The organism is Novosphingobium sediminis (assembly GCF_007991615.1).
Classification (GTDB): domain Bacteria; phylum Pseudomonadota; class Alphaproteobacteria; order Sphingomonadales; family Sphingomonadaceae; genus Novosphingobium; species Novosphingobium sediminis.
In genome coordinates this window covers 223,521-248,012 of record NZ_BJYR01000002.1, presented here as the reverse complement: position 1 = coordinate 248,012, position 24,492 = coordinate 223,521, and the positions used below count along the sequence as shown (strand labels likewise).

At 64.6% G+C, this 24,492-nt stretch carries 21 protein-coding genes; 5 read left to right on the top strand and 16 right to left on the bottom strand.

The annotated features are described in order from the left end of the window. Positions 1 to 3 precede the first annotated feature (3 nt). The 12 genes from NSE01_RS02165 to NSE01_RS02110 all read right to left on the bottom strand — a co-directional run bounded on the left by NSE01_RS02165 (position 4) and on the right by NSE01_RS02110 (position 15,406). The gene (locus NSE01_RS02165; protein ID WP_147157975.1) at positions 4 to 1,014 is read right to left on the bottom strand and encodes a Rieske 2Fe-2S domain-containing protein; all 1,011 of its coding nucleotides are present in this window, start codon (positions 1,012 to 1,014) and stop codon (positions 4 to 6) included. Then, positions 1,011 to 2,702, bottom strand: a complete 1,692-nt coding sequence (locus NSE01_RS02160; protein WP_147157974.1) for a GMC oxidoreductase — start codon at positions 2,700 to 2,702, stop codon at positions 1,011 to 1,013. The genes NSE01_RS02165 and NSE01_RS02160 overlap by 4 nt, the downstream gene beginning before the upstream one ends. After that, on the bottom strand, positions 2,702 to 3,313 hold the full coding sequence (locus NSE01_RS02155; RefSeq protein ID WP_147157973.1) for a gluconate 2-dehydrogenase subunit 3 family protein: 612 nt from the start codon (positions 3,311 to 3,313) through the stop codon (positions 2,702 to 2,704). The genes NSE01_RS02160 and NSE01_RS02155 overlap by 1 nt, the downstream gene beginning before the upstream one ends. Next, entirely contained in the window at positions 3,310 to 4,368 is a 1,059-nt protein-coding gene (locus NSE01_RS02150; protein ID WP_147157972.1) for a sugar phosphate isomerase/epimerase family protein, read from the bottom strand. Before NSE01_RS02150 ends, NSE01_RS02155 begins: the two co-directional genes overlap by 4 nt. An 11-nt stretch (positions 4,369 to 4,379) precedes the next feature. Further along, positions 4,380 to 5,480, bottom strand: coding sequence for a Gfo/Idh/MocA family protein (locus tag NSE01_RS02145; protein ID WP_147158029.1), 1,101 nt, complete (start codon positions 5,478 to 5,480; stop codon positions 4,380 to 4,382). 45 nt (positions 5,481 to 5,525) lie between these two features. Further along, positions 5,526 to 7,916 carry a beta-glucosidase gene (locus NSE01_RS02140; RefSeq protein WP_147157971.1) on the bottom strand — a complete coding sequence of 797 codons (2,391 nt, stop codon included), beginning with the start codon at positions 7,914 to 7,916 and terminating at the stop codon, positions 5,526 to 5,528. Between the two features lie 7 nt (positions 7,917 to 7,923). Beyond that, complete coding sequence (locus tag NSE01_RS02135) at positions 7,924 to 8,301, bottom strand: C-glycoside deglycosidase beta subunit domain-containing protein (protein ID WP_147157970.1); 378 nt, start codon at positions 8,299 to 8,301, stop codon at positions 7,924 to 7,926. Positions 8,302 to 8,313: 12 nt separating this feature from the next. Continuing rightward, positions 8,314 to 9,321: a sugar phosphate isomerase/epimerase family protein gene (locus NSE01_RS02130; RefSeq protein ID WP_147157969.1), complete on the bottom strand. Its 1,008-nt coding sequence runs from the start codon at positions 9,319 to 9,321 to the stop codon at positions 8,314 to 8,316. A 122-nt stretch (positions 9,322 to 9,443) separates the two neighbouring features. Then, positions 9,444 to 10,802, bottom strand: a complete 1,359-nt coding sequence (locus tag NSE01_RS02125; RefSeq protein WP_246134984.1) for an MFS transporter — start codon at positions 10,800 to 10,802, stop codon at positions 9,444 to 9,446. Continuing rightward, positions 10,795 to 11,562, bottom strand: a complete 768-nt coding sequence (locus NSE01_RS02120; protein ID WP_147157968.1) for a TIM barrel protein — start codon at positions 11,560 to 11,562, stop codon at positions 10,795 to 10,797. The genes NSE01_RS02125 and NSE01_RS02120 overlap by 8 nt, the downstream gene beginning before the upstream one ends. Before the next feature lie 77 nt (positions 11,563 to 11,639). After that, positions 11,640 to 14,066, bottom strand: coding sequence for a TonB-dependent receptor (locus NSE01_RS02115; protein ID WP_147157967.1), 2,427 nt, complete (start codon positions 14,064 to 14,066; stop codon positions 11,640 to 11,642). Positions 14,067 to 14,308: 242 nt separating this feature from the next. Then, on the bottom strand, positions 14,309 to 15,406 hold the full coding sequence (locus NSE01_RS02110) for an LLM class flavin-dependent oxidoreductase (protein ID WP_147157966.1): 1,098 nt from the start codon (positions 15,404 to 15,406) through the stop codon (positions 14,309 to 14,311). A gap of 108 nt (positions 15,407 to 15,514) precedes the next feature. Here NSE01_RS02110 and NSE01_RS02105 point away from each other — a divergent pair, with 108 nt between their 5' ends. Further along, entirely contained in the window at positions 15,515 to 16,183 is a 669-nt protein-coding gene (locus NSE01_RS02105; protein WP_147157965.1) for a TetR/AcrR family transcriptional regulator, read from the top strand. A 126-nt stretch (positions 16,184 to 16,309) separates the two neighbouring features. On the opposite strand, the gene NSE01_RS02100 is transcribed toward NSE01_RS02105, so the two are convergent. Genes NSE01_RS02100 through NSE01_RS02085 form a run of 4 tightly spaced genes read right to left on the bottom strand, consistent with a single transcriptional unit; the run spans position 16,310 to position 20,762 of the window. Next, a complete protein-coding gene (locus tag NSE01_RS02100) occupies positions 16,310 to 17,452 on the bottom strand; it encodes an FAD-dependent monooxygenase (protein ID WP_147157964.1) in 1,143 nt (380 codons plus the stop codon). Continuing rightward, positions 17,445 to 18,548: a ThuA domain-containing protein gene (locus tag NSE01_RS02095; protein ID WP_246134994.1), complete on the bottom strand. Its 1,104-nt coding sequence runs from the start codon at positions 18,546 to 18,548 to the stop codon at positions 17,445 to 17,447. The genes NSE01_RS02100 and NSE01_RS02095 overlap by 8 nt, the downstream gene beginning before the upstream one ends. A 2-nt stretch (positions 18,549 to 18,550) precedes the next feature. Next, positions 18,551 to 19,423 carry an alpha/beta hydrolase gene (locus NSE01_RS02090; protein ID WP_147157962.1) on the bottom strand — a complete coding sequence of 291 codons (873 nt, stop codon included), beginning with the start codon at positions 19,421 to 19,423 and terminating at the stop codon, positions 18,551 to 18,553. 4 nt (positions 19,424 to 19,427) lie between these two features. After that, a complete protein-coding gene (locus NSE01_RS02085; RefSeq protein WP_147157961.1) occupies positions 19,428 to 20,762 on the bottom strand; it encodes a family 1 glycosylhydrolase in 1,335 nt (444 codons plus the stop codon). A gap of 131 nt (positions 20,763 to 20,893) precedes the next feature. Between NSE01_RS02085 and NSE01_RS02080 the strand changes: the two genes are divergently transcribed. From NSE01_RS02080 to NSE01_RS02065, 4 genes are all read left to right on the top strand, one after another. Next, the gene (locus NSE01_RS02080; protein WP_147157960.1) at positions 20,894 to 21,817 is read left to right on the top strand and encodes a LysR family transcriptional regulator; all 924 of its coding nucleotides are present in this window, start codon (positions 20,894 to 20,896) and stop codon (positions 21,815 to 21,817) included. An 85-nt stretch (positions 21,818 to 21,902) separates the two neighbouring features. Beyond that, positions 21,903 to 22,331 (top strand): GlcG/HbpS family heme-binding protein, encoded by a 429-nt coding sequence (locus NSE01_RS02075; protein ID WP_147157959.1) that lies wholly within the window; start codon positions 21,903 to 21,905, stop codon positions 22,329 to 22,331. Continuing rightward, positions 22,328 to 23,590, top strand: a complete 1,263-nt coding sequence (locus NSE01_RS02070; protein ID WP_147157958.1) for an amidohydrolase family protein — start codon at positions 22,328 to 22,330, stop codon at positions 23,588 to 23,590. The genes NSE01_RS02075 and NSE01_RS02070 overlap by 4 nt, the downstream gene beginning before the upstream one ends. After that, the gene (locus NSE01_RS02065; RefSeq protein ID WP_147157957.1) at positions 23,587 to 24,489 is read left to right on the top strand and encodes a VOC family protein; all 903 of its coding nucleotides are present in this window, start codon (positions 23,587 to 23,589) and stop codon (positions 24,487 to 24,489) included. The genes NSE01_RS02070 and NSE01_RS02065 overlap by 4 nt, the downstream gene beginning before the upstream one ends. Positions 24,490 to 24,492: the final 3 nt, after the last annotated feature.

Here is a 24,492-nt window from a genome sequence, read left to right as displayed (position 1 = left end):
CGCTCAGGCCGCTGCGCTTTCCTCAGCCTTGCGGAGTTGCATCAGCGCGCGGCGGGCGCGAATGGCGCCGACGTCGGTCTTGAGGATGGCGGGGCGCGCGTCCCAGAAGTCCTGATCGCCCAGAGCGCGCTGGGCGGCCTCGATCATCGGCTCGTCTTCCTCGACGAAAACCTGACGCGCCATGGTGGCGGCCTGCTCGTTATCCTCGTGATCGTAGAAATAGTGCGAGGACGTCGCCGTTTCCGGCGTGATGATGTGCGGGTTGACCATCGGCGGGACGATGAGATCGGCGCGCTGGGTGCCAGCCTTGGCGAGCCCCACGGTGAGCGCCATCGAGGCGGGCGCGTGCCAGCGCATGTAGAGCCACTGGTCGATCTTCGCGCCGGGCTCGAGCATCGGCTTGGACCATTCGGGCGCCTCGGCATCCGTCATGTCCCAGTTGTTCCAGATCGCGCCATCATCATCGTGGCGGACAGTCTGCTCGCCATGGAAGATCGAGCCGTTGACGCCGAAGGTCTCGATATGGAGGAACTCGGCGTGGGTGAGATCCATGAGGTTGTCGGTGATGAGCTCGTAGTTGCCTTCGATGCGCAGGACACCGCGATACATGCCGCGATCTTCATCAAGGAAGCTGAAGTCCGGGATCTTTGAAGGATCGGCCAAGGCAGGATCACCGGGCCAGAACCAGAGGCCGCGGTGCTTCTCGACAATCGGCATCGAGGGCGAACTGACATGCGCGGGCGGATCACCGGGGAAGGGCGAGTGGACGCAGGCGCCCGTGCCATCGAAGCCGAGGCCGTGGTAGCGGCACTGCACGGTATCCCCCACGCGCGTGCCCATCGAAAGCGGCACGAAGCGGTGCGGGCAGCGGTCGGCAATCATCGCATACGAGCCATCGGCCTTGCGCCAGATCAGCCAGGGCTTGCCGAGCAGGGTGCGCGAGAGCAGCGCATCGCCGACGATCTCGTCGGCCCACGCAGCCATGTACCAGACATGCTTGACGTAAGCGGTCATATTGCACTCGATTTGAGGAGCGAGACGGCATGGGCAGCAGCCCGCGCGGTCAGCGCCATATAGGTGAGCGAGGGGTTCTGGCAGGCGGACGAGGCCATCTGCGCACCGTCCGTCACGAAGAGATTGGCGATATCGTGTGCCTGACTCCACTTGTTGAGCACCGAAGTCGCCGGATCATGGCCCATGCGCGCGCCGCCCATTTCGTGGATCGCGGTGCCGCCCGGCCCGGGACGGTCGAAGCCGAACATCACGTGGCCGCCAGCCTTGGTGAGCATTTCCGTGGCATCGGCCTTGGCCTGCGCGAGCGCGGCGTTTTCTTCCGCGCCGAACGCGAAATCGATGTGCAGCTGCGGAATGCCGTTGGCGTCGACCTTGGTGCGATCGAGCGTGAGGCGGTTGGTGGCACGCGGGACGCAATCGGCGAAGGCGACGAGCACCATGCGCCATGGGCCGGGCTTTTGCAGGTGCCGCTTGTAATCGGCACCAATCCCGGCTTCGCGCTTGCCCGCGGTCCAAGTCGATTGCAGCGCGCCGCCCTGGAACGAGAAGCCGCGCGTGTGGCCAGCGCCGTCCATCGCGTCCATGTTGCGATAGCGCGGGATGATGACGCCGGTGGGGCGGTTGCCGAAGGTGGTCCACTGCTCGAAGCCGGGCATGATCGCGGCGGCAGAGAGCGTGTTGGCGTGGTCCATGATGTGGGTGCCGAGCACGCCGCTGCTGTTGGCGAGGCCGCCGGGCAAGGCTTCGCTGGCCGAATTCAGCAGCAGGTGGACCGAGTTGAAGGCACCGGCATTGAGGAACACCAGCCGCGCGGTCGCCTGATAGCGGGTCTTGGTCTTGCTGTCGATCCAGCGGACGCCGGTGACGCGGCGGGTCTTGGGATCGTAGTCGATCTTTTCGACAGCCGCGTCGGTAATCAGAGTGAGGTTGCCGGTCGCCTGCGCGGCGGGCAGCGTGCTCGATTGCGTCGAAAAATAGGCGCCGTAGGAGCAACCGCGCGCGCAGATCGAGCGGCTCTGGCACGGGCCGCGGCCATCCTTCTCCTGCGTAAGATTGGCGGTGCGCCCAATGGTGAGGCGGCGTTCGGGCCAGTTGGCAGATATGCGCTCGCGCACCGCCTGCTCGACGACGTTGAGCGCGAAGGGGGGCTGGAACTTGCCATCGGGCAGCTGGGGCAGGCCTTCTGCCGCGCCGGAGACGCCGATGAACTCCTCAACCTTGTCGTACCACGGCGCGAGATCGGCGTAGCGGATCGGCCAATCGGTGCCGTGGCCATCGCGCTTGTTCGCGCCGAAATCGTAGTCCGACCACCGGTAGGACTGGCGGCCCCAAGTCAGCGAACGGCCGCCGAGCTGATAGCTGCGGAACCACGTGAAGGCTGTGTCAGGCCCGGTCTGGTAGGGGTTCTGCGCGTCGTTGACGAAGTGGCCTTGGGTAAACTCGGTGAAGTGGCGGTTGAGCCGCTGGACCGGGTATTCGCGGGCGTAGAGATCCGCGTTCCCTTCACCGCGGAAGGGCATTTCCCACGGTGCCTTCATCTCGGTTTCGTAATCGAGTTGGTGCTCGATCTTGCGGCCGCGTTCGATGAGCAGGACCTTGAGGCCCGCCTCGGTGAGTTCCTTGGCCGCCCAGCCGCCGGTGATGCCGGAGCCGACGACGATCGCATCAAAGTGGGAGCCCTTCTCCATCATCCGAAGTCCACTGCCGTCCAGTCGCTGGAATAGGCACGCGTATCTGGCTTTACGGGCACCTTGGGATCGAACCGGCCGGGGACCAGTTCGTAGTTGAGTTCCTGCGATCCGCCGACTTCGCTGGTGTAGTAGCCGGTGAGGATCAGCGCCTTGATCGCGCGCCATGGGGCAGCGGTCGGATCACCTTTGAAGGCAGCAGCATCGAGCGCGACAAGGATTTCCTCGCGGCGCGCGGGGGATTGGGAAAGCCAATCTTGCCCGAGCTTCGCTTCCAGCCATCCGGCATGATCGAGGCTGCCATCCTTGCGCATATAGGGTGCGAACGAGGGAGCGGCAGCCAACTCGGCCTTTGGCGGAAGGCGCGTCCCTTCAAGGCCGTGGGCCAGCCCGACAAGCACGAAATCGCCAACGCCGATTGCACCTGCCCCCGGTGTATCGGTGTCAGGAATGACGAGATCGGCCACCTGCCGCATCAACATCCGGCAATGGGGGGGCGGCTCTTCGTCGGAGTCGAGCCTCCTAAGCACCTCAGCGCCGCTCGGTGCGGCTGCGTGGATGGCAACGAGCGCGGCGGCGCCGAGGAAGCTGCGGCGGCTCCAGCCGGTCATTCGCCGATCCCCATCAGGCGGCGATTGAGCGCGCGGTCAGCCCCGCCAGCGGCAAAGTCGTCGAAAGCGTGTTCGGTGACCTTGATGATGTGCCGATCAATGAAGGGCGCGCCTTCTGCCGCGCCGACTTCGGGGTGCTTGAGCGCGCATTCCCATTCGAGCACGGCCCAGCCTGCAAAATCGTTGGCCGCCATCTTCGAGAAGATCCCGCCGAAATCGACCTGCCCATCCCCCAGCGAACGAAACCGGCCCGGGCGGTCGACCCAGCCCTGATAGCCGCCGTAGACGCCCGAGCGGCCATTGGGGCGGTACTCGGCGTCCTTCACGTGGAAACACTTGATGCGCTCGTAATAGATGTCGATGAACTGGAGGTAATCGAGGCATTGCAGCACGAAGTGGCTGGGATCGTAGAGAATATTGGCGCGCGGGTGATTGCCCACAGCCTCAAGGAAGCGCTCGAAGGTCACGCCGTCGTGGAGATCTTCGCCGGGGTGAATCTCGTAGGCGGCATTGACTCCATTGTCCTCGAAGACGTCGAGGATCGGCTTCCAGCGCTTGGCGAGCTCGGCGAAGGCGTCCTCGACGAGGCCGGCAGGGCGGGCAGGCCAAGGGTAGAAATAGGGCCACGCGAGCGCGCCGGAGAACGTGGCGTGGGCGGCAAGGCCAAGGCGGCGGCTGGCGACGGCGGCGTTCTTGACCTGCCGGACTGCCCATTCCTGCCGCGCGGCGGGATTGCCATGAACCTCGGCGGGCGCGAAGCCATCGAACTGCGCGTCGAATGCGGGGTGGACGGCGACGAGCTGGCCCTGAAGGTGGGTCGATAGCTCGGTGATTTCGAGGCCTTTGTCGGCGAGCATACCCTTGATCTCGTCGCAGTAGGTCTGGCTTTCCGCCGCGAGATCGAGGTTGAACAGGCGCGCATCCCAACTGGGGATCTGGAGGCCCTTGTAGCCCAGACCAGCCATGTAATCGGCGATGGCGGGCAGGCTGTTGAACGGCGCGGCGTCGCCAGCGAACTGGGCTAGGAAGATGCCGGGGCCTTTGATCGTCTTCATGGGGTGTGTCCTCAGACGGAAAGCGGGGTCCAGCCCGCGCGCGCGGCGCTGGCGCGGACGGCGGTGTCGATAAAGGCCATGGAGCGCAGGCCTTCGGCTACGCCGGGGAGCAAAGGGGCCTCGCCGCCGCGCACTCGTTCCGTAAAATCGCGGTAGAGGTTGGCGAATGCTTCGAGATAGCCTTCGGGGTGGCCGCCGGGGGTGCGGGTGCGGCGCGCGGCATCGGGTCCAAGCAGGCCGGTGCCGGCCCGGATCACTTCGCTGCGGCCATCGAGATGGTGGAGCATGAGCGCATTCGGCTCTTCCTGCTTCCACACGAGGCCGCCGGTTTCGCCGTAGACGCGGATGCGCAGGCCGTTGAGCTCGCCGACTTCGATCTGGCTGGCGAGAAGGACGCCGCGCGCGCCGTTGTTGAAGCGCAGGAGGACGGAGCAGTCATCGTCGAGCTGGCGGCCGGGAACCACGGCGCCGAGATCGGCGAGGAGTTCGCTGACATGCAGCCCGGTGACGAATTCGGCCAACTGGAAGGCATGGACCCCGATATCGCCGATGCAGCCGCCCGCCCCGGCGCGCGAGGGATCGACGCGCCATTCGGCCTGCTTGCCCGTGGCGGGGCCAGCGAGCCAGCCCTGCGGATATTCAACAACGACCTTGCGCACCTTGCCGAGCGCACCGGCAGCGATGCGGGCGCGGGCTTCGCGCACAAGAGGGTAGCCGGAATAGGTGTAGGTGAGACCGAAGGGCAGGCCGGACGCTTCGACCGCCTCCGCTAGTTCGTGCGCTTCCGCCAGCGTTGCGGTCATCGGCTTGTCGCTGATGACGGGAAGGCCTGCGGCCAGCGCGGCCTTGGCGGAAGGCAGGTGATCGTGGTTCGGCGTGACGATGGCGACGAACTGCGCGCCATCCGCGCGCGCGGTCTCGGCAGCGAGCATTTCCGCGAGGCTGCCATAGGTGCGCGCCGGATCGAGCCCGTAGGCGAGGCCACCGGCGCGGCTTCGCGCAGGATCGCTGGAAAACACCCCGGCGACCAGCTCGATCTCCCGGTCAAGCTCTGCCGCGATGCGGTGCACCGGGCCGATGAAAGCACCCGGACCGCCGCCGATCATGGCCATGCGCAGACGAGTCACTGATCCTTCTCCCTCGTGCTCGTTGTGGGTCTAGGGTGCATGAAGCTCAAGCGTTTCGACAACGATGTCGAGCGTGGTCCCGGCATCTTCCGCATGGCGTGCGATGCGTACGCGGGTGGCGCCCGAGAGCTGCTGCCAGCCTTGCGCACCCCATGTCATGAAGCGGCGGCGGGCGAGCGGGATGGTGACGAGTGCGGCGCAACCTGCCTCCAGATGAACCTTCGCAAAGCCGATCAGGGTGGGCTCGGGGGTGTCGCGGTAGACCTGCACGATATCAGCGCCGGGGCGGCACGAGAGGTTGGTGACGGTGAGCGTCACACCCTCTGCGGTGACTTCCGGGTGCGACCATTCAAAGCGCGCATAGCCTTTCCCGGCGCCCAGTGTGTGACGCGCGGTCTTTCCCGCGGCGATGATCCCGCGGTAGCCGATGCGCGTGCCGTCGCTGTAGGGGAGCGACCCATCAGCCCCGGGCTGCAAGTCGTAGCCCGGATAGTCAGCCTCCGCGCGGGCGATGGTGACGGGCATGCGGCCGCCCGGTTCGCGGTCTCCGGCAAGTACCGCGGCGAGCGCGGCGGCAAAGCCTTCGCCAGGATACCATGTCGCGAGGTGCGCGGCGGCGGCGTCTTCCCATGATGCATCATAGGCGTGGCCGATATTGGTGACGACGGCGACGCGGGGATTGGCTGCAGTGACGCGGGCGATAAGTTCGAGCTGGCTGGCAGCGAGGCGCGTGTCGGGGCGGTCCTTGCTTTCGACCGAGCTGTCCGATGTTTCGCCGACGATGAGGACGACGGCATCGGCCGCGCGAGCGGCGGCTTCGGCGGCGGCAAGCAGTTCCTCGCCGCTGCCGGGAGTGCGGATGCCGTACCACAGGCCGTGGACGCGGGCTCCGGTGAAGGTGAATTCGGCAACGACGCTGACGGTCTGGCCTTCGATCAGGTCGATCGGCGCGCTTTCGCTGTCGCCCGCCTTGAGCACGCCCATCGTGTCGCCCGGAGGGCATTCGGTGGTGGTGAGGACTTCGCGGCCATCGACGAGCAGGCGCGAGACGCCGGTGGCGCCGAGGTGGAAGCGGTGGGTGCCAGCCTTTGCGGCGGTGAAGCGGCCCGAGGCGCGGATCGATCCGCCGACGGCAAACGGGGCCTGATCGTGCATTCCGGCGAACCAGACGAGCGAATTGGTGTCGCGCGTTTCGCGTGTGAGCGGCGCGCCGCTGCAATCGGGGGTGGCGAAGTATTCGAGCGTCATGCCGCTTGTGCAGCCATCGCCGATGTCGTGCGCGGGGACGACGGGCATGTGCGGCAGGCGTGGGGCAGGATCGACGCCGGGTTCGAACAGGACTTCACACTGCGCGCCAAACCGGGCGCGGATGGCATCGATGGGTGAGGCGAGGTCCGGGCGGACCGAGATCTTGGCGAACGTGCCGCCCTGAAAGCAGGGTGCTGCGGCGTTGGGGCCGATGACGGCGAGCGTCCTGATTGCCTTGGGATCGAGCGGGAGGAGTGCGGCCTCGTTTTTGAGGAGGACCATGCCGGCGGCGGCAGCCTCCTCCAGCAGCGCGGTGATCTCGGCTTCGCCAAGCGGCTGGGATTTGGCGCCGGTGACGCGCTGTGCCGCATGAGCAACGCGCGACGCAGCATCCTGCACGCGCGCTTCGCCAAGCGTGCCGTCCGCAACCGCCGTGGCGGCTTTGGCGCCAAGGAAGCGGGCCGGACCCGGCATTTCCAGATCAAGCCCGGCGGCGAGCGTAGGCGCGGTGGAATGGGTGCCGAACCAATCGGACATGATGACGCCCTGATAGCCCCATTCGCCCTTCACGACTTCGGTGAGGATGTGGTGCTGTTCGGCGCAGTAGTTGCCGTTCACGCGGTTGTAGGCGGCGAGCATCCCCGCGCAGCCGGCGCTTGCGGCAAATTCAAACGGGAGGAGGTAGACTTCGCGCAGGGTGCGTTCATCGACCATGGCATTGACGGTGTCTCGCGCAGTCTCGCTGTCGTTACAGACAAGGTGCTTGGCGCAAGAGCCGGTGCCGGTGGATTGCAGACCGCCGATCCATGCCGCGCCAAAAACGCCGGCAAGGAGCGGGTCTTCGGAGAAATACTCGAAGGCGCGGCCTGCGAGCGGGCTGCGAGCGAGGTTGAGATTGGGGGCGAGCACCATGTCGATACCGCGCCCCACCGCCTCCTGCCCGACCAGCGTGCCGATCCGGCGCGCGAGATCGACGTCCCAACTGGCCCCGAGCGCCGTGGCGCAGGGGGACAGCCGGGCGACGTCACGCTCGTCGACCTTGCCGCTGGCTATGCCCATCGGCCCGTCGCTCATGGTGAACGAAGGGATGCCGGCTTCGGGCACAGCGGGCGTGGCCCACATCGCAGCCCCCGCCGTCAACAGGGCAGCTTGATCGAGCGAGAGCGTGGTCATCATCAGGTCAGGCGGCGAGGGCCAGAACCTTGGTGTCCTTCGTCGTGGGGACGAAGGGCAGGTAGGACACGCGCATGCGGACCGCGAACTCGATCTTGTGATCGCCCGCAGGGAGGCCGCCCGGCTTCATCGCGATGATCTTGGCCTTCTCGCCGAAGTTCCAGCGGTCGTTGTAGACGGTTTCCATCTGGTCCAGCGTGTAGGTCTTGCCGCGCACGTGGAAACGCACATCGGCGCGGGGGATGAGTTCGCCGTCCACGGTGATCTGGATGTCCTCGACCATCGAGAGGCCAAGGCCGCGGTAGTAGGGCAGGCGGCCGTAGAAGGCGAAGCCGACGTCGCTCGTCTCGAGGCTGCCCTCGACGATCATCTTGTTGTCCATCATGGGATCGGTTCCTTAGGCAGCAGCGCTGAGCTGGGGGGTGGGCTCACCGAGGAGCTGCGCGAGCATGACCTGCTGGCGGCGGACCTGCTCGACGCTGTCGGGCTCCATCAGGTCCTCGATCCAGCGATTGCCTTCATATTCTGAGCAGATGTAGCCATCATAGCCGCCCTGCTGGAGCACCTTGACGATCTCGTCGTAGGGGATCGAAGGTTCCACGTAGTCTTCGGTCATCTCGTAGAACTTGCCGTGGATGTTGTGGATGCGCGGCATGTAATCGAGCATGCGCTTCGGCTCGAACGCTGCGTTGTGGCGCAGCGTTTCGGCCATCGCGATGGCGGGGCCGACGCCGCCCATCTGCTGGACGTTGAGGATGACGTATTCCGACAGGACGCGGTCTTCGTAGGCCTTCACGATGTAGTCGGCGATGTTCTGCGGCACGCCGACGCGCATGAACTTTTCCTTCCACACCGGCGGGAAGGCGTGAAGGAACATGCCCATGTCAGGCAGGAAGCCCAGCGCATCGGAGCCGCACTTCTCATAGGCTTCGGCGTGGCGGATGATCCACGGGTGATCGAAATGCAGCGGGGCATGGACCTCGATGAGGATCTTGATGCCCTTTTCCTCGGCATAAGGCGCGGCGGCAACGAGCACTTCCGGCGCGATCGAGACGAGCGCGCGGATGTATTTCACGCCGAGGCGGGCGCCGAAATCGATGTCCTTCTTCACGCTGGCGACCTGCTCTTCGAAGGGCATCTCGCGGCCCTTGTAGCGCTTGTAATCGAGCATGAAGTCGTGGCTGACGGGGACGCAGTCGTACTTGGCGATCAGCTGATGCCAGTTGGCGATTTCCGCATCATCGACGCCAACTTCGGGCCAGCCCCAGAAGGTCTGCTCGCCGATGACTTCGATGCCGTTTGCGCCCATTTCTGCGCAAGTGCGGATGCAGTCTTCCAGGCTCATCTTGCCTTGAAAGGTGTCGTTCTGAAAACTGTAGAGGCTTACGCCGCGCTTGATCGGCATAGTGCTTTCTCCCCTGAGGCGGCTGCCAAAGCGCCGCTCTGATCGTGACATGGAATCGCGTGGCTGCCTGCGGTTCCCGGCGTTAATATTAGAATTTGTATTCTATAAATAGTGGTGCCGAGTCAAGCCACCTTCGCACGCAATTGATCGCGCCACGCGCCGTCCATCGGCCAGAACCAGACGACGGCGGCCTGCGCCGCGAGCAGGATGCCGGCGACGAGGAAGTAGGCGCCGCGGATATCGGCGCGGGCGGCCTCGCTGACGGCATCAGGGGCATAGCCCGCCCAGGCGAGGACAAAGGCGCCGAGCGCGCTGCCGACTGCCATGCCAACCTTGGTCGAGGTGCTGATGCCGGAAGAAAGCAGTCCCTCGCGGCGCACTCCGTAAAGCGCCTGATGATAATCGGCAGTCGATGCGGCCATCGAGAAGATGCCGGTGATCGTGACCGACGTGACGATGGAAAACGCGAAATAGGGAAGCAGCAATGGCGGCACTGCGAGCGATCCGATCCGCAGGTCAGCCGCATGGTCGAGCGCGGACATCATGCCAAGCAGCGCGAGTGCCAGCACGACGGCGCCGATGCAGCCTTTGCGGATGCCGGTGCGGGCAAGGATCGGCGGGGCGATGAATGCAGCAAGGAGGAGGCCGCCCGAGACCATCGGCAACATAACCGGGATGAGCCAGGGCTTCTGCACGACATCCTTGGCGTAGAAGATCGTCAGGCCGAGCATGGCGCCGAAGCGCACGAAATAAAGGAGGCAGAAGCCAAAGCAGACCGCCCAGGCGCGGTTGTGCAGCATCTGGCCCACGGCGGGAAGAACGCGGAAAGCGGACGCCGGGGCTGCGTCGGCGATGCGTTCGCGGCAATTGCGGAACAGCATGGCGAGCGCGAAAAGCGACAAGGCACCGAAGAGCAGGCAGGTGCGCGAGAAACCGGCGGCTTCGCTCCCGCCGCCGAGCGCGCCGACCAGCGGCATCGTGGCGGCGGTGCCGAGTATGACGCCCACCGATGTGCCGATCGAACGCCAGCCGCCGAGCCGAAGGCGGTCTGCCGGATTGTCCGTCATCATCGGCATCAGCGCGGTATAAGGGATCGAGCCGAGGCTCATGATGATCCCCAGAGCCTTGAAAGTGAGGAACGCGTAGACGAGCTGCGCGCCTTCGCTCCAGTGCGGGACGTTGAACGTGGCAATGAAGACTGCGACGTAAGGGGCTGCGGTGAAAAGAAAATAGGGCCGGGTGCGACCCCAGCGGCTGCGCGTCTTGTCGACAGCGATCCCGACCAGCGGATCGATCACCGCATCGAGCAGCCGCGCTACGAGAAAGATCGTGCCGACCGCCGCCGCCGGGAGCCCGACGACGGTGGTGTAGTAGTAGAGCAGGAACGCGCCTGCCATGTTGTAGGCAAGGCTGTAGCCGAAATCGCCGAAGCCGTAGCTGGCCCGCTCCGCCAGCGAGAGCCGCATGGCCCCCTCAGACACCGAGCGCGGCCCGCGTCGCCATGAGCGAGGCAGTGGCTTCCATGGTCGGGCGGTATTCAAGGCCGAGCGCGCCGGCATAACCGAGATCGCGCAAGGTTTCGATTGCGGCAGGCCAGTCGATCGTGCCGGTGCCGGGTTCGTTGCGGCCGGGGCTGTCGGCCACCTGCACATGCTCGACGAGGTGGATGCGGCCTGCAAGAACGGTGCGCATATCCTCGCCCATCACGTGGCTATGGTACACATCGAAGAGCAGCTTCAGGCGCGGGCTGGCGACGGCCTCGATGATATCGAGCGCGAGCGCCGTATCGACGAGATACATGCCGGGATGCTCGACGCGGTCGTTGAGCGGTTCGAGCACGAGAGTGACTTCGGCGGCTTCGGCAAGGTCTGCTGCGCGGCGCAGGACCTTGATCGCTTCGGCCTTGTGCTCTTCGGGCGAGACGCCTTCGCGGGTGAAGCCCGAGGCAACGATCAGGGGCGGGGAGCCAACGGTTTTCGCCACGGCCAGCGTATCGGCGACGGCCTGCAGCATTTCCTCATGCTGCGCGGGATCGACGATGGAGCGGCGAGGGTCGACACACAGGCCGGTGAGGTTGACGCCGGTTTCTGCAAGCGCGGCGGCAAGGCCCGCGATATCCTTATCACGCCAGAGGTGGAATTCGGCGTGCCCAAGTCCGGCTGCCTTGGCTGCGCGGACCCGGTCAGCGAGATTGTCATTACCTTCGGCAAACTGCCATTCGATGCAGGCGGACAATTCCATGCCCGTTCTCCTTGTCGATCGGCTGGCTGCCGGTTGTCGGGGACGTTCGCCAAACGCCCCCTCTTGGGATCAGATGCTCAGAACTTCACGCCGAGACGGATGCCGTACGTGCGCGGCGTGCCGAAGCTCCAGTTGAACACATCGTCCGGACCAGCGGAAACAAAGCTGCCGTAGGTGAGCGGTCGGGTGTTCTCGAGGTTCTTCACGAAGGCGATCAGCGAGTAGCGCTTGTTGGCGGTCTGATACTCGAGGCTGAAGTCGCTCTGCGTAAAGGCTTCCTGCGTGCCGTCGCGGTAGTTGTAGAAGTCGGTGAAGTACGACGATTTGAAGGTCGTATCCGCCCGCGCGGTGAGGGTGCCCGCGCCGCCGAGCTGGAAGGTGTGGTCGATGCCAGCGGTGATGATGAACTTGGGCGAGAACGGCGGGCGGTTGCCGGCAAAGTTCGGCTGCTGCACGCCGGGCGTGGCCGGATCGAGATCGCCGATGCCGTTGATAGCGCCGCTGAGGTCGAACACATTGAACTGCGCGAGGAGCTCCTTGTACTCGGCGCTCAGGTAGTTGACCGAGGTGTGGAAGTTGGTTGCATCATCCAGCTGGATGCTGGCCGAGGCTTCGAGACCCCAGATCCTGGCCTTGCCCGCGTTGAAGGTCTGCCCGCCCACCGTTGTGTCGAGCAGCACCGAGACCTGCAGGTCCTTGTAGTCGTAGTAGAACGCACCAAGGTTGAACTGGTGCTGGCGGTGATCGCCGAAGGTCTGCTTCCAGCCGCCTTCGAACGCGGTGTTGGTTTCGGGCTTGTAGGTGCCGACAGCATCGAAGCCGCCGCCCTTGAAGCCGGTCGAAGCCTTGAGATAGACCAGCGTGTCCGGGTTCGGCTTGAAGTTCAGGCCGGCCAGCCAGGTGACCTTGCTGTCCTTGCTGCCGAGCGGCAGGATCTGTGCGTTGATGGCGTTCAGATCCTTGCGCCCCGGTCCTGCGCCGAGCAGCGTGAAGTTGGGGCCGCCGACAATGCACGAGCCCACGGTCGGGCAATCCGGGCGCACCGGGATGGGCGCGGTGTTGTAGTTCACGAACGGCGTGCCGTTGATGTAGACCGCGTCGCGCTTGTTGTCGGTATAGCGCAGGCCGCCGACCGCGGTCAGCTTGTCGCCCAGCGGCACTTCGACCTGGCCGAACAGCGACTTGCTTTCGCTCGAGATCTTGCGGCCGAAGTAGGAGAGGTAGGTGCCGGCGGGCGGTGCGATCGGGCCGAGGAAGAACCCGTTCTCGCGGTCCAGCTTCTCCTTGAAGTAGAATCCGCCGATCTGGTAGATCACGCCGCCGATCTTGCCGTTGAGGCGCAGTTCGTGGCTCTGCGTCCCGGCGTCGTCCCGGAAAGAGAACGACTGGTAGATCACCGGAAGCGTGATGCGGTTCTTCGGATCACCCGAGAAGCTGCGATAGCCGCCGATGTAGGTCAGCGTCGCTGCATCGCTGAATTCATAGGCGATACGCCCGCGCACGGCCCAGCTGTCCTGCTTGACCTTGCCAATGCCATAGAGCGGCGCGACGTATTCGTTGCGGTCGATCTTCGAGACGAGGTTGGTGTTGTTGGGGATGCACAGGACCTGCGGGTAGCCTTCGGCGACGCGGGTAAAGCCGTTGTTGCAGCTGCCGCCGGTCGGGCCATTGCCCGGGCCGTTGAGATCGGCCACCGCGAAGATGCTCGGGCTGAACTTGCGCTGCGAATATTCGGCGGCAAGATTGACCGAAAGCTTGTCGGTGGGATCGAGGCGCAGCGAAACGCGGCCGCCATAGGCGTTGTTGTCGTCCGAGCGGCCCGCGGCATAGGCCGGGAACACGAAGAAGCCGCCACCGGCAGGGTGCTTGTTGTAGCCGTCGCGGTCTTCATAGAAGCCCGAGACGCGCACCGAGGCGATATCGCCGAGCGGCACATCGACACCGGCATCGGCGCGGATGGCGTTGTAGTTGCCGTAGCTGATCGTGCCATCGGCGCCGAACTTGCGGCCGGGCTTCCTGGTGATGAAGTTGATCGCACCGCCGGTCGAGTTGCGGCCATAGAGCGTGCCCTGCGGGCCGCGCAGCACTTCAACGCGGTCCATGTCGAACAGCGCCATCGACATCACGTTCGGACGGTTGATGTATTCGCCATCGATGTTGATGACGACCGAGGTGTCCTGCGCTTCGTCGTTCGAGGTGGTGCCGACGCCGCGGACGGTGACTTTGACGGTGCCCTGATCCTGATTGAGCTGGACGACAGGCGCGATCTTGTCGATGTCGTTGAGGGTCGAGAAGCCCGCCTTCTTCAGTTCGTCACCGCTGATCACGTTGATCGCGATCGGTACGTCATTGACCTTCTGCGTGCGGTTCTGCGCCGTGACGACGATTTCCTTGACGCCGTCGTCGGCATCGGCAGGTGCGGCCTGCTGGGCGAGCGCGGGTGTTGCCATGGCCATGATGGCGCAGCTGGCGAACAGGCTCGTACCTTGAATGATGTTGCGCATGATCCCTCCCATATTGCGCCCCGCTTGAGCCGGGGCGTCTGGTTAGCGGTCTTAATATCGTGCCCGTGCTGTCAGTCCGGGCTGCCATTTCGGTGGACCTGCCATGCGGCGCAGCATGAGCGGGGTCCGGCCCGGAATGGCGGAACAGGAACGTCCTGCCTGATCGGTTCCATTAAGTGAAATAGTATGTTTTCATCCATAACCATTCATAAAGGTGATGGATAATCTAATCGGTGTATAGATTAGGCCAATGCCGGCATGACCTTGCGCGAAACCAGATCGAGCGTCTGGTTGCCGAGCCGGAGGCGTTCCTCGGTAAGCGGGCCGGTGGTCGTACCGCACAGCACGTTGCCGATGCCGAGTTCCTTGTAGGGGGTGAGGTGCTCGATCACCGTTTCGGGCGAGCCATAGAGGCACCAGGTGCCGATCCAGTCTTCGGTGAGCGCATTGGGGGTGCGGTCGGTCTTGGTGTTCTCGGCGTTGCTTTCGGCGCGCGCGTTGAATTCCGCCTCGCGTTCGACCGCGGCCTGATAGGCCCTGAGGATCACTTCGAGCTCTTCGCGCGCCTGATCGTCGCTCTCGGCAACGTGTACGCACTGGTAGGTGTGCGTCGTCCAGTCGAGCGCGCTGGCGACGACCTCGTCCGAGTGTCCCGCAGCGGTCAGCTTGTCGCGGTAGATGTCGAAGAACTTCTTCACGTGGACGAAAGGCTCCGTGCCACCGATCCTGGGGGGCGTGAAAGCCGGAATGAACGCGGGCCAGCCATGCGTCGCTGCGCGCTGCGCGCTGGTTTCCTTCATCGCGACAGGCATCAGCCGGGCGTGGCCGCTTGTGAAGGGCGCGGGCGCAATGCGCTGGAGCACGCGTCCCTGATGCGGGCCATTGTCGATCTCGATGGCGGGGTCTTCCATGGCCTTGGCCCAGAGCGCCTCGGCCAGTTCAAGGTTGCGGTCGGAGATTGCGCCCGCATCCTTGTAGTTGACGCCGAAGCCGATCATTTCCTCAGGCGTCGTGCCACTGCCAATGCCGACGAGCAGCTTGCCCTCGGTAATGTGATCAAGAATGTTGATGCGCTCGGCAAGGCGGACCGGGTGGTGCAGCGGGACCGAGACGACCGAGAAACCGAAGTGCATCTGCGGCATCTTGGCCGCGAGGTATGCGGCGAAGATGAAGCTGTCGCTGGCAACCGGCATGTAACCGTTGAAATGGTGATCGGGCATGAAGATCGCCGAGAAACCGAGATCGCCTGCGCGCAGGGCGTGCGTCTCGAGGTCTTTCATCAGCTGACGATCGTCTTCGGGTCGCATCGTGCGCGCGTTGAGGAACACCGAGAAACGCATTTGCTTGTCTTCTCCCCCCGTCTGGACCGCCCGGTTTGGTAATCTGGTACGGACTCGACGAATCAAATTAGAATTGACGTTCCTGTTTTAGTAGGGTCTAGAAGGCCAATGTCAACCGCCACACACCACACCGAAGCGCTCGCACTCCAAGCACTCAGCCGCAAACCGCGCCAGGGGCGCAGCCTTGCCTCGTTCGAACGGATGCTTGAGGCCACCAAGTCGCTGATGATCGAGACGGGGGGCGACAGCTTCACGCTGCAGGACGTGAGCGAGCGCGGGCAGGTCTCGATCGGATCGATCTACCTGCGTTTCGAAAGCAAGGACCGGCTTCTGCACGCGGTGATCGCGGAGGAGCTCCAGACGATCCTCGCGAAAGAGCGCGTGATGATCGACGAAGTGCTGGCGGAAACCTCCAGCCTTGGCGAATTTCTGCCGCGCTACATCGCCCGCTATTCGGCATTCCTTGAAGAATATGCCCCGCTGCTGCGCACGATCATGGCGCGCGCCGAGGTCGATCCGGCGGTGTCGGAACCGGGCAAGGAAACCGCGCGGCGTTCATCCGAAATGTCGATCGCGGCGATCCTGACGTTCCGCGATGAGATCAAGTCCGCCGATCCCGAAGCCAAGGCGCTGGCTGTGTTCCAGATCGTGTTTGCCACGATCGCGCGCCAGTTCGGTCTGGGTTCGACGCCGGAATCGAGCGATCCCTATCTGTGGGGCTTTATCAAGGACGAGATCGCCAAGATGGCGCTGGCCTACTTGCGCCACGCGGATTGAGGGTTCTCGGACCGCTTAGTTCGTCATTGCGAGCGTAGCGAAGCAATCCAGGGCGTTAGTGCATGACGCTCCGGATTGCTTCGCTGCGCTCGCGGGTGACGAGGGGTGGTGCCGTATTCCTAGCCTTCAGAACGGCCCTGCCAGCCGGTGAAGCGCGGCGCCCATGATGCCGCCGATTTCCTCGCCGGGGCGGCCAGCCAACTGCGCGGCGCCGATCGAGACGCTGGTTTCCACGACATCGCGGCAGCGTTCGTAGCGGCGTTCTTCGTAGGCGGTGAGAGCAGCTTCTGCGCTCTCTGCGCGGGCAAGTTCCTCGCCCAGCACCAGCGCGCTTTCGACCGCGATGCCGGCGCCTGAGGCGAGGTGCGGGGTGGTGGCGTGAACCGCGTCACCCAGCAGAACGATCCGCCCATCGGACCACGGGCGGGGCTGGATCTTGGCGGCGAGGGGGCGGTAGTTGACCCAGTCCTCGGCGGTCATGGTATCGCGCACCCACCCGGCATTGCCGCCGAAATCGGCGAGGTGAGCCTTCATCTGGGCGACCAGCGCCTCGCCTTCGAGACGATCTTCGCCGTCTGCGTGAGGGGTGAGCAGCCAGAGGTAGATGCGATCCTCCCCGCAGCGCGTGATGCCGACCATGTAGCGGTGGCCGAAGAACATCTCGCCGCGCTCGAGCGTCGGCGGCTTCTTCATCGAAACGCGCCAGCAACCCTGACCGGTCCGCTCGGCCTCGCTCATGTGCGGGAAGGCAAGCTCACGCACGCGCGACCGGACGCTGTCCGCGCCGATGACGACATCGTAGCGGCCGGTGGTGCCATCGGAGAAGCTGACGTCAACGCCTCCATCCCGGTTGGCGAGCGTATCGACGGTCACGCCAAGCCGCACCGGGATGCCGGCAGCGGCAATGCGCTGCTGCATGAGGTGGTGCAGGATCGGGCGCATGATGCCGCCGGTGGCGGGCAGGCCTTCCTCGATGGGGGGCTCATCAAGATCGCGCAGGTGCATGCCATTGAACAGGAACATGCTGGAACCCGCGACAATGGCGCCTTCGCGCGCAATGTCGTCGACCATGCCAAGGCGCTGGTAGGCGCGCAAGGTGGGGCCGGTGATGGTGATGCCCGCGCCGTAGACGCGCCATTCGGGATCGAGATCGATCAGCGTGACCGCCACACCGCGAGCGGCAAGGTCAATTGCGGCTGCCATGCCTCCGATGCCGCCGCCGACGACGAGGGCGGTTGAGATCGCTGTGATCGGCGCGAGTTCAGTCATTCGGCTTGGTTCCCTTGGTTCCCATGGCCCAGGCAATGCCCTCGGCCAGAAGCGCCGCTGCATGCGGCTCATCATAGTTTTCCGGCCGGTGGCCGATGGCGGTGTAGAACATGCGGCCGGCTCCAATGGCCTTGCGCCACGCGATGGGATGGTAGCCCATCGAGAGGCTCTCGCCGCGATAGCCGATCTGCTGGTAGTCCTTCTCGTCAATCGTCGCGGCGGCGACTGCGCCGCCGGCCACCGGATTTCGGTCGAACGAGTACCATTCTTCAAGCAGCGGGAAGGCCGCAGTGGCGCCTCCAGTTATCGCGTCATCGGTGAGGGTGACGGTCGCAGTCTGGAATTGCGGGCGGCCGGGGTGGCCGATGAAGCGCGCGCCGAGCAGGGTGTCGGCGTACCAGTCCCAGAACCACACGGGATCGCCGCCCGAGCCATGAATGCCGGCATAGCCGCCGCCCTGTTCGAGGTAGGCCTGAAAAGCAGCGCGTTGGGGCAGGGTAAGGGCATCGCCGCTCACGTTGTTCCACACGACAACGGCGAAGCGGGCGAGGTCTTCGGCGTTCATCACGCCGCCGCGGTCCGTGAACACGATCTGCCAGCCGCGTGTCGCCGCAATCGCGGTGAGGCGTTTGCGCGCTGCGTCGACCGACGGGTTGTCGCGGAAGCCGTTGATCTTTTCGAACACCAGCACTTGCGGCCGGCCGTCCGCTTTAGGCAGGGCGGGGCGATCATGATCGTAGCGCGCGCAGCGGGCGGCGATGAAGGCGTCGGTGATGGGCAGCGCGGCGAGCTTGGCTGCCACGGAGGCCTTGAGCGCATTGCCATCGCTGCGCACTTCGAGGAGCGAGCCGACGCTGAGGATATTGGCAAAGCCCGGAGGAAGCCCGCCGCCGCCGAAGTTGCGGGTGAAGCCGGTGACGAGATCGGGCGCAACACTTTCCAGCGCGGCGGGGCCGCCGGGATGCATCAGTACGTCCGACAGCGGGGAACTCACCCCCAACGGCGCAGTCGCCAGCGGACAATCACGCACCGGTTCGCCGGCCAGCGCGGGGGCGCTGACCAGCAAGAGCAGCGCCGCGCCGAGGCCCCGCAACATGGTCACTGCACCGCCAGCCAATCGAGGTACTGGTCAATCCAGCGGTCGCTCGTGGTGCCTTTCGGCATCATGCCGAAGCCGTGCTCGCCGCCGTAGTAGAGGTGGAACTCGACCGCGTCGCTTTCCTTGAGCCAGTTGTCGACGAGCTTTAGGCCGCCTTGCTTGAACAGTGGATCGTGCGCGGCAATCGCCATGAACAGGGGCGGGCGGGGGCCGCCGGCAACGGTCTGGGTCATCGGCGGGTAGATGAGGCCGACATGGTGCAGCAGCGCCGCCTCGGGCCGCTTCTCGATCAGCCGGATGAGCGAGCGCGAGCCGGCGGAGAAGCCGATGGCGCCGATCTGCCTGGGGTCGATCTTCCATTCGCCTGCGCGCTTGCTGACAAGCGCGACGGCAGCGGCAAGATCATCGACGGCGGGCGGCAGTTCGGCGAGTTCGCCCTTGCCCAGCTGCCCGAACTTCGAGGCCATGTCTGCCATGAAGCCCTCGGATGTCGGCGGGGTGGGGTTCACCCGGTACTTGAGGACGAACGCCGTGTAGCCTTGCGCGGCAAGCCGGTCCGCCACGCGGAAGCCCTCGCTGTCGATCGAGACGAACATGTATCCGCCGCCCGGCACGACGATGACGGCCTTCCCGTTGGCACGGCCGTTCATCGGGCGGATCACATAGAGCGTGGAACGCTGGACATTGCGCGCCCAGACCTGACCGAACACGCGGCTCCACACTTCGTTGCCGGCCGGCACGTCGTTCAGCACGATCTGTTCGCCGGGGACTGGCGGCACCGCATCGACTGAGATGACGGGCATTTGCGCGAAGGCCGGGGACGCGCCGAGCGCCAGCAGCAGGGAAGCCAGGAATGCGAATGTCTTGCGCATGGGATCAGGCCTTTGCGGTGTGGGTCTGGACGTAGTCGCGGTAGACCCCAGCACTGGGCTTGGCCGTGCGTGCGAAGGTCTTGGGGTCGAAGCTGTGCAGGCCGAAGTGCATCTTGTAGCCGAACACCCATTCGAAGTTATCGAGCAACGACCAGTGAAGATAGCCCTTCACCGGCACACCGTCAGCCATGGCGAGGCGTAGCTCATCAAGCGCGGCAGGGATCAGCCAGGCGCGCAAGGCATCGTCATCAGTGCCGACACCGTGTTCGGTGACCATGACGGGGACTTTGGCGACTTCGTAGGCATAACGCACTGCGCCGGCGAGCGAGGGCGGATAGACCTCCGCGCCGCGTCCATTGAGCCGCGCACCTGCGGGCGCAGGGAGCTTGCCAGCCTTGCCCCACAGCGCGCGCTCGTAGTTCTGGACACCGACGAAATCGTCAGCGCGTGCAAGACGCAGCCACGAGCCGTAGAACTTCTCACGCATCGCATCGCGGGAGGAGCCGCGCTCGACTTCCTGTTCATCCACTATGGCGAGGCTGACGCCGACCGGAAGATCGCCGCGTACTGCCTTGATCGCGGCCTTGCCCATGGTGTGCGCTGCCTGAAGGTGGCCCTGAACTCGTGCCGCATCGGGCTGGTAGAGTGCGTTGCCGGCAAGAAACAGCGGGACGCCCAGCTTCTTCGCCGCAGCTTCGACCATCGCCTTGTCCTGATCCATCAGGAATGGTGGAAGCAGGTACTGGAGGACGCCGGAAAGGTTCGGTTCGTTTAGCGTGGTGGCGTGATCGATCCCCTCGGCGAGATGGCGCGCGGCCTTGTCGCAGAAGTTGGCGAAGAGTTGCGGACCCTCGTCGTTCATCCAGCCGCCGCGCGATGCAAACCAGATCGGCGTCGTGAAGTGATTGAAAGTGACGATCGGCCTCAGGCCAAGCGCGCGGCAACCTTCGATGATGGCCTTGTAGTGATCGAGCATGGCCATTGAAAACAGGCCCGGTTCCGGTTCGATCCGCGCCCATTCGAGGCTGAAGCGATAGGCATTGAGGCCGAGGTTCTTTGCCAGCTGCAGATCGGTCTGCCAGAGCTCGAAGCTGTTGGCGGCGTCGCCAGAAGGTTCGATGAAGGCGCTGGGCTTGATGTTTTCGAGCAGCCAGCAATCGGCGTTGACGTTGTTGCCTTCGACCTGATGCCCGGCGGTGGCCGCACCCCAGATGAAATCGGCAGGGAAGGGGCCGGGCTTTGCAGCCGCCTTGACCGCCTTTGCAGCTGCGCGCGGAGCGGCGCTCAGCGCAAGGCCTGCCGCTGTGGCCGCCACGAACGTGCGCCGATCGATTGCCATTCCACCTTCTCCCATCTGTTTGATGCTGATCTGGGCGAAATCATCAATCAAGTAAAATTGTCATGATGCATAAAATCGTATAAGCGTTGTGGATAGATAGAGCGGCATTCCAGCCGCAGGGTGGTGGCAGGATGCGCTTCAAGGGTCTCGATCTCAACCTCCTCGTCGCGTTTGATGCGTTGATGGCAACGCGCAGCGTGAGCCGTTCGGCCGAGCGGCTGAACCTGAGCCAGCCCGCGATGAGCGCGGCGCTTTCCCGCCTGCGCGATTACTTTGGTGACGAACTGCTGCAGCTTCAGGGCAAGCGCATGCACCCGACGCCGTTTGCCGATGAACTCATGCCGCAAGTGCGCGAAAGCCTGCTGGGGCTTGAGGTCATGCTCTCGCGCTCGCCCAATTTCGATCCGCGCACGTCGCAGCGCAATTTCAAGATCGTGACGTCGGACTATGTCTTTGCCTCGCTGATCGTGCCGCTGGTGGCGCAACTGGCCGAGGAAGCGCCCGGCATCCGGGTCGATTGCGATCTTCCGCAGCCGGGCACGGTGCAGGAACTGGAGGAAGGCAAGATCGATATCACGATCACGCCTGAATACGTGATCGGCGGGAACCACTTGTCCTATGTGCTCTATCATGAGCCGCAGGTGGTGGTCGGCTGGAGCGGCAATCCCACCATTGCCGGGGGCACGATCACCGAGGAAGCCTTCTTCGAGGCAGGGCACATCGCGGTGCTGCTGGGCGGAGGCAGGACGTACTCCTATGCCGACCGCACGCTTGAGCTCATGGGCCGGACCCGCAAGATCGAGGCGACGGTGGCGATTTTTACTGCGGTCCCCTGGCTGATCGAAGGCACCAACCGGCTTTCGGTCATGCATTCGCGTCTTGCCGAACAGCTCAAGGGCCGCTTCGCGATCACGTCCGCGCCTTCACCTTTCGAGATCCCGGCGATGAAACAGATGCTGAGCTATCATCCGGGGCGCAAGGACGATGCCGGTCTCACCTGGCTGCGTGAGCGGATCGAGGTCATCGCACGCAAGGGTGAGCAGCTCACTCCATAAATTTAGTCTATACCGAATTATCCAAACAATCATTTTTACAGATTGTTCGACTGTCAGCAGAACGGAGCCGGGAGAAAACCGGGATATGTTGACGCTTGGGCACGCACAGACGATTGCCGCTGAAACGCTGGCGGAAGGACGCCGTCTCGGCCTCGCGCCGCTGGCCTGCGTGGTGCTCGACCGCGGCGGGCATATCCTGACCTTGCTGCGCGACGAGAATGCCTCGATCTACCGTCCGGAAATCGCGATGGGCAAGGCGGCGGGCTGCCTCGGCATGGGGTTTGGCGGGCGTGAGCTTGCCAAGCGTGCGGCGGCGATGCCGATGTTCTTCAATGGCCTGCAGGCGGCGTTCCCGAGCGGGATGCTGCCGGTGCCGGGCGGCGTGCTGATCCGCGACGCGGACGGAGGTCTGCTCGGCGCGGTGGGCGTGACGGGCGATACTTCGGACAACGACGAGCTTTGCGCGCTGGCAGGGATTGCCGCCGCGGGCCTTCACGCGGACACCGGCGCATGAGCGGCACGCTTTTCACTGATGTGCTGATCTTCGATGGCAGCGGCACGCCGCTGTTTCCGGGCGAAGTGCTGGTGCGCAGCGACCGGATCGAGGCGGTGGCGCGGGGGGATGAGCGTCTGCCGCGCGAGGGCGCCAAGGTTGTTTCAGGCGAGGGCCGCACGCTCATGCCCGGTATGGTCGAGGCGCATGGGCACCTGACCTGGCTGACCAATGTCGAGCGCACGATCAACACGATGAAGCCGCTGCCCATCGAGCAGCACGTGCTGGTCACGGCGCAGAACGCGCGGATCACGCTCGATCACGGGTTCACCAGTGTCTATTCGGCGGGTTCGCTGGGCGAGCGGATCGAGCCTGCCCTGCGCGACATGATCGATGGCGGGTTCATGCCCGGTCCGCGCCTGCGTGCCTCGGCACTCGAAAAGGGCGCGGAAGGCGTGCTCGGTGTGCCGGCGGGGCATGACCCGACGCACCAGCGTGATATTCCGCATCTGCGCGAGTACATCGCCCAGAAGAAGGCGGACGGCTGCGACACGATCAAGTTCCTGATGTCGAGTGACGATGCCTTCCAGCCCGGCGGTTCGCAAGCGCTCATGTATTCCGAAGAGGAAGCGCAGGCGATTGGCGAGGCAGCGCGCGAGGCGGGCATCTGGCTGGCCTGCCACGCGCAAGGCGCCGAGGCGGTGAAACGCGCGCTGCGCGCCGGTTTCCGCGCGATCTATCACTGCACATACGCTGATGAGGAAGCGCTGGACCTGTTCGAGGCGAAGAAGGACCAGACCTTCACCGCACCGGCGGTCGGCCTGCTGTGGGCGCGGGCTTATGAAGCGCAGGACTTCGGCATCGGCCCCAAGGAAGCCGCCGAACTCGGTGCGCTGCGCGGGATCGAACTGGGGCAGCAAGTGATCCCGGAGATGCGCAAGCGCGGCATCCGCGTGCTACCGGGAGGAGACTATGGCTTCCCCTACAATCCGCATGGCCGAAACGCGCGCGATCTTGAGCACTTCGTGAACTTGTTCGGCTTCACGCCAGTCGAGGCGCTGGTTGCCGCGACGAAGCACGGCGGCGAACTGGTGGGCTGGGATGTCGGGCAGGTTCGCACCGGCTATCTCGCTGACCTGCTGCTGGTCGATGGCGATCCGACTGCAGATGTCCGCATCCTGCAGGACAAGCGCAATCTTGCCGCCATCATGAAGGGCGGGCAATTCTACAAACCACTGCTCAACACATCACTGGGCGACACGAAAGAGGCGAACTCATGAGCCGCGTTACCGAAATCCGCTATGTCGGCTATGCCGTCACCGATCTGGCCGCCGAGCGTGCCTTCTACACTGACAACTGGAAGCTCAAGGAAGTCCACGAAGCGGACGGCATGGTCTATTTCGCCGCCGAGGGGCATGACGAGCTTTACGTCGTGCGGCTGCGGCAGGACGCGGTGCAGCGGGTCGATGTGATTGCGCTGGCGGCGGATACCAACGCCGATGTCGATGCGCTCTTCGCGAAGGTGCGCGATTATGGCTGCCAGATCGTGTTCGAACCTCGGGAACTGGGTCAGTTCGGCGGCGGTTACGGCTTCCGCTTCTTTTCCAAGGACGGCTTGCCCTATGAAATCTCCGCCGGGGTGGCGCGCGGCACGGCCCGTCCGCTCGCCCCGCGTGAGGCGATCCCTGAGCGGATCAGCCATATCGTGATGCACTCGCCGCGCCACCATGAGGAACTGGCGTTCTTCATCGACGTGCTGGGCTTCAAGCTGAGCGACTGGCTGGGCGACTTCATGTGCTTCCTGCGCTGCAACGAGGCGCACCATCGCATCGCGCTCCTCCCCGGACCGCCGTGCCTCAACCATGTCGCCTATGACATGCCCAACGTCGACGAGATGATGCGCGGGATCGCGCGGCTGAAGCGGCAGAAGATCGATATCCGCTGGGGCCCCGGACGGCACACTGCGGGCAACAACACCTTCAGCTATTTCACCACGCCCGCCGGTTTTGCGATCGAGTACACCTCCGAACTCGAGAAGGTCGATTTCGAGAACCATGTGGCGCAAGTGATTGCGCCTGCGCCGGAAATCATGGACCAGTGGGGCGTCGGTGTCGGCGGTCCGCAGACGATGCCGCACCCGGCGCCCGATGCGGCGCTGTTCCAGCCGGCAGGGGTCTGATCC

What these genes read in the sequence shown, in the direction of transcription:
- NSE01_RS02110 (WP_147157966.1), bottom strand. Translation starts at nt 15,406, where the DNA reads ATGCGTTTCTCGGTGTTCCTCAACGCGCGCACGATGCGACCCGAAGAC.
- NSE01_RS02070 (WP_147157958.1), top strand. Translation starts at nt 22,328, where the DNA reads ATGAGCGGCACGCTTTTCACTGATGTGCTGATCTTCGATGGCAGCGGC.
- NSE01_RS02150 (WP_147157972.1), bottom strand. Translation starts at nt 4,368, where the DNA reads ATGAAGACGATCAAAGGCCCCGGCATCTTCCTAGCCCAGTTCGCTGGC.
- NSE01_RS02165 (WP_147157975.1), bottom strand. Translation starts at nt 1,014, where the DNA reads ATGACCGCTTACGTCAAGCATGTCTGGTACATGGCTGCGTGGGCCGAC.
- NSE01_RS02080 (WP_147157960.1), top strand. Translation starts at nt 20,894, where the DNA reads ATGCGCTTCAAGGGTCTCGATCTCAACCTCCTCGTCGCGTTTGATGCG.
- NSE01_RS02085 (WP_147157961.1), bottom strand. Translation starts at nt 20,762, where the DNA reads ATGGCAATCGATCGGCGCACGTTCGTGGCGGCCACAGCGGCAGGCCTT.
- NSE01_RS02155 (WP_147157973.1), bottom strand. Translation starts at nt 3,313, where the DNA reads ATGACCGGCTGGAGCCGCCGCAGCTTCCTCGGCGCCGCCGCGCTCGTT.
- NSE01_RS02130 (WP_147157969.1), bottom strand. Translation starts at nt 9,321, where the DNA reads ATGCCGATCAAGCGCGGCGTAAGCCTCTACAGTTTTCAGAACGACACC.
- NSE01_RS02090 (WP_147157962.1), bottom strand. Translation starts at nt 19,423, where the DNA reads ATGCGCAAGACATTCGCATTCCTGGCTTCCCTGCTGCTGGCGCTCGGC.
- NSE01_RS02095 (WP_246134994.1), bottom strand. Translation starts at nt 18,548, where the DNA reads ATGTTGCGGGGCCTCGGCGCGGCGCTGCTCTTGCTGGTCAGCGCCCCC.
- NSE01_RS02105 (WP_147157965.1), top strand. Translation starts at nt 15,515, where the DNA reads ATGTCAACCGCCACACACCACACCGAAGCGCTCGCACTCCAAGCACTC.
- NSE01_RS02160 (WP_147157974.1), bottom strand. Translation starts at nt 2,702, where the DNA reads ATGGAGAAGGGCTCCCACTTTGATGCGATCGTCGTCGGCTCCGGCATC.
- NSE01_RS02075 (WP_147157959.1), top strand. Translation starts at nt 21,903, where the DNA reads ATGTTGACGCTTGGGCACGCACAGACGATTGCCGCTGAAACGCTGGCG.
- NSE01_RS02120 (WP_147157968.1), bottom strand. Translation starts at nt 11,562, where the DNA reads ATGGAATTGTCCGCCTGCATCGAATGGCAGTTTGCCGAAGGTAATGAC.
- NSE01_RS02065 (WP_147157957.1), top strand. Translation starts at nt 23,587, where the DNA reads ATGAGCCGCGTTACCGAAATCCGCTATGTCGGCTATGCCGTCACCGAT.
- NSE01_RS02115 (WP_147157967.1), bottom strand. Translation starts at nt 14,066, where the DNA reads ATGCGCAACATCATTCAAGGTACGAGCCTGTTCGCCAGCTGCGCCATC.
- NSE01_RS02145 (WP_147158029.1), bottom strand. Translation starts at nt 5,480, where the DNA reads ATGGCCATGATCGGCGGCGGTCCGGGTGCTTTCATCGGCCCGGTGCAC.
- NSE01_RS02135 (WP_147157970.1), bottom strand. Translation starts at nt 8,301, where the DNA reads ATGATGGACAACAAGATGATCGTCGAGGGCAGCCTCGAGACGAGCGAC.
- NSE01_RS02140 (WP_147157971.1), bottom strand. Translation starts at nt 7,916, where the DNA reads ATGACCACGCTCTCGCTCGATCAAGCTGCCCTGTTGACGGCGGGGGCT.
- NSE01_RS02100 (WP_147157964.1), bottom strand. Translation starts at nt 17,452, where the DNA reads ATGACTGAACTCGCGCCGATCACAGCGATCTCAACCGCCCTCGTCGTC.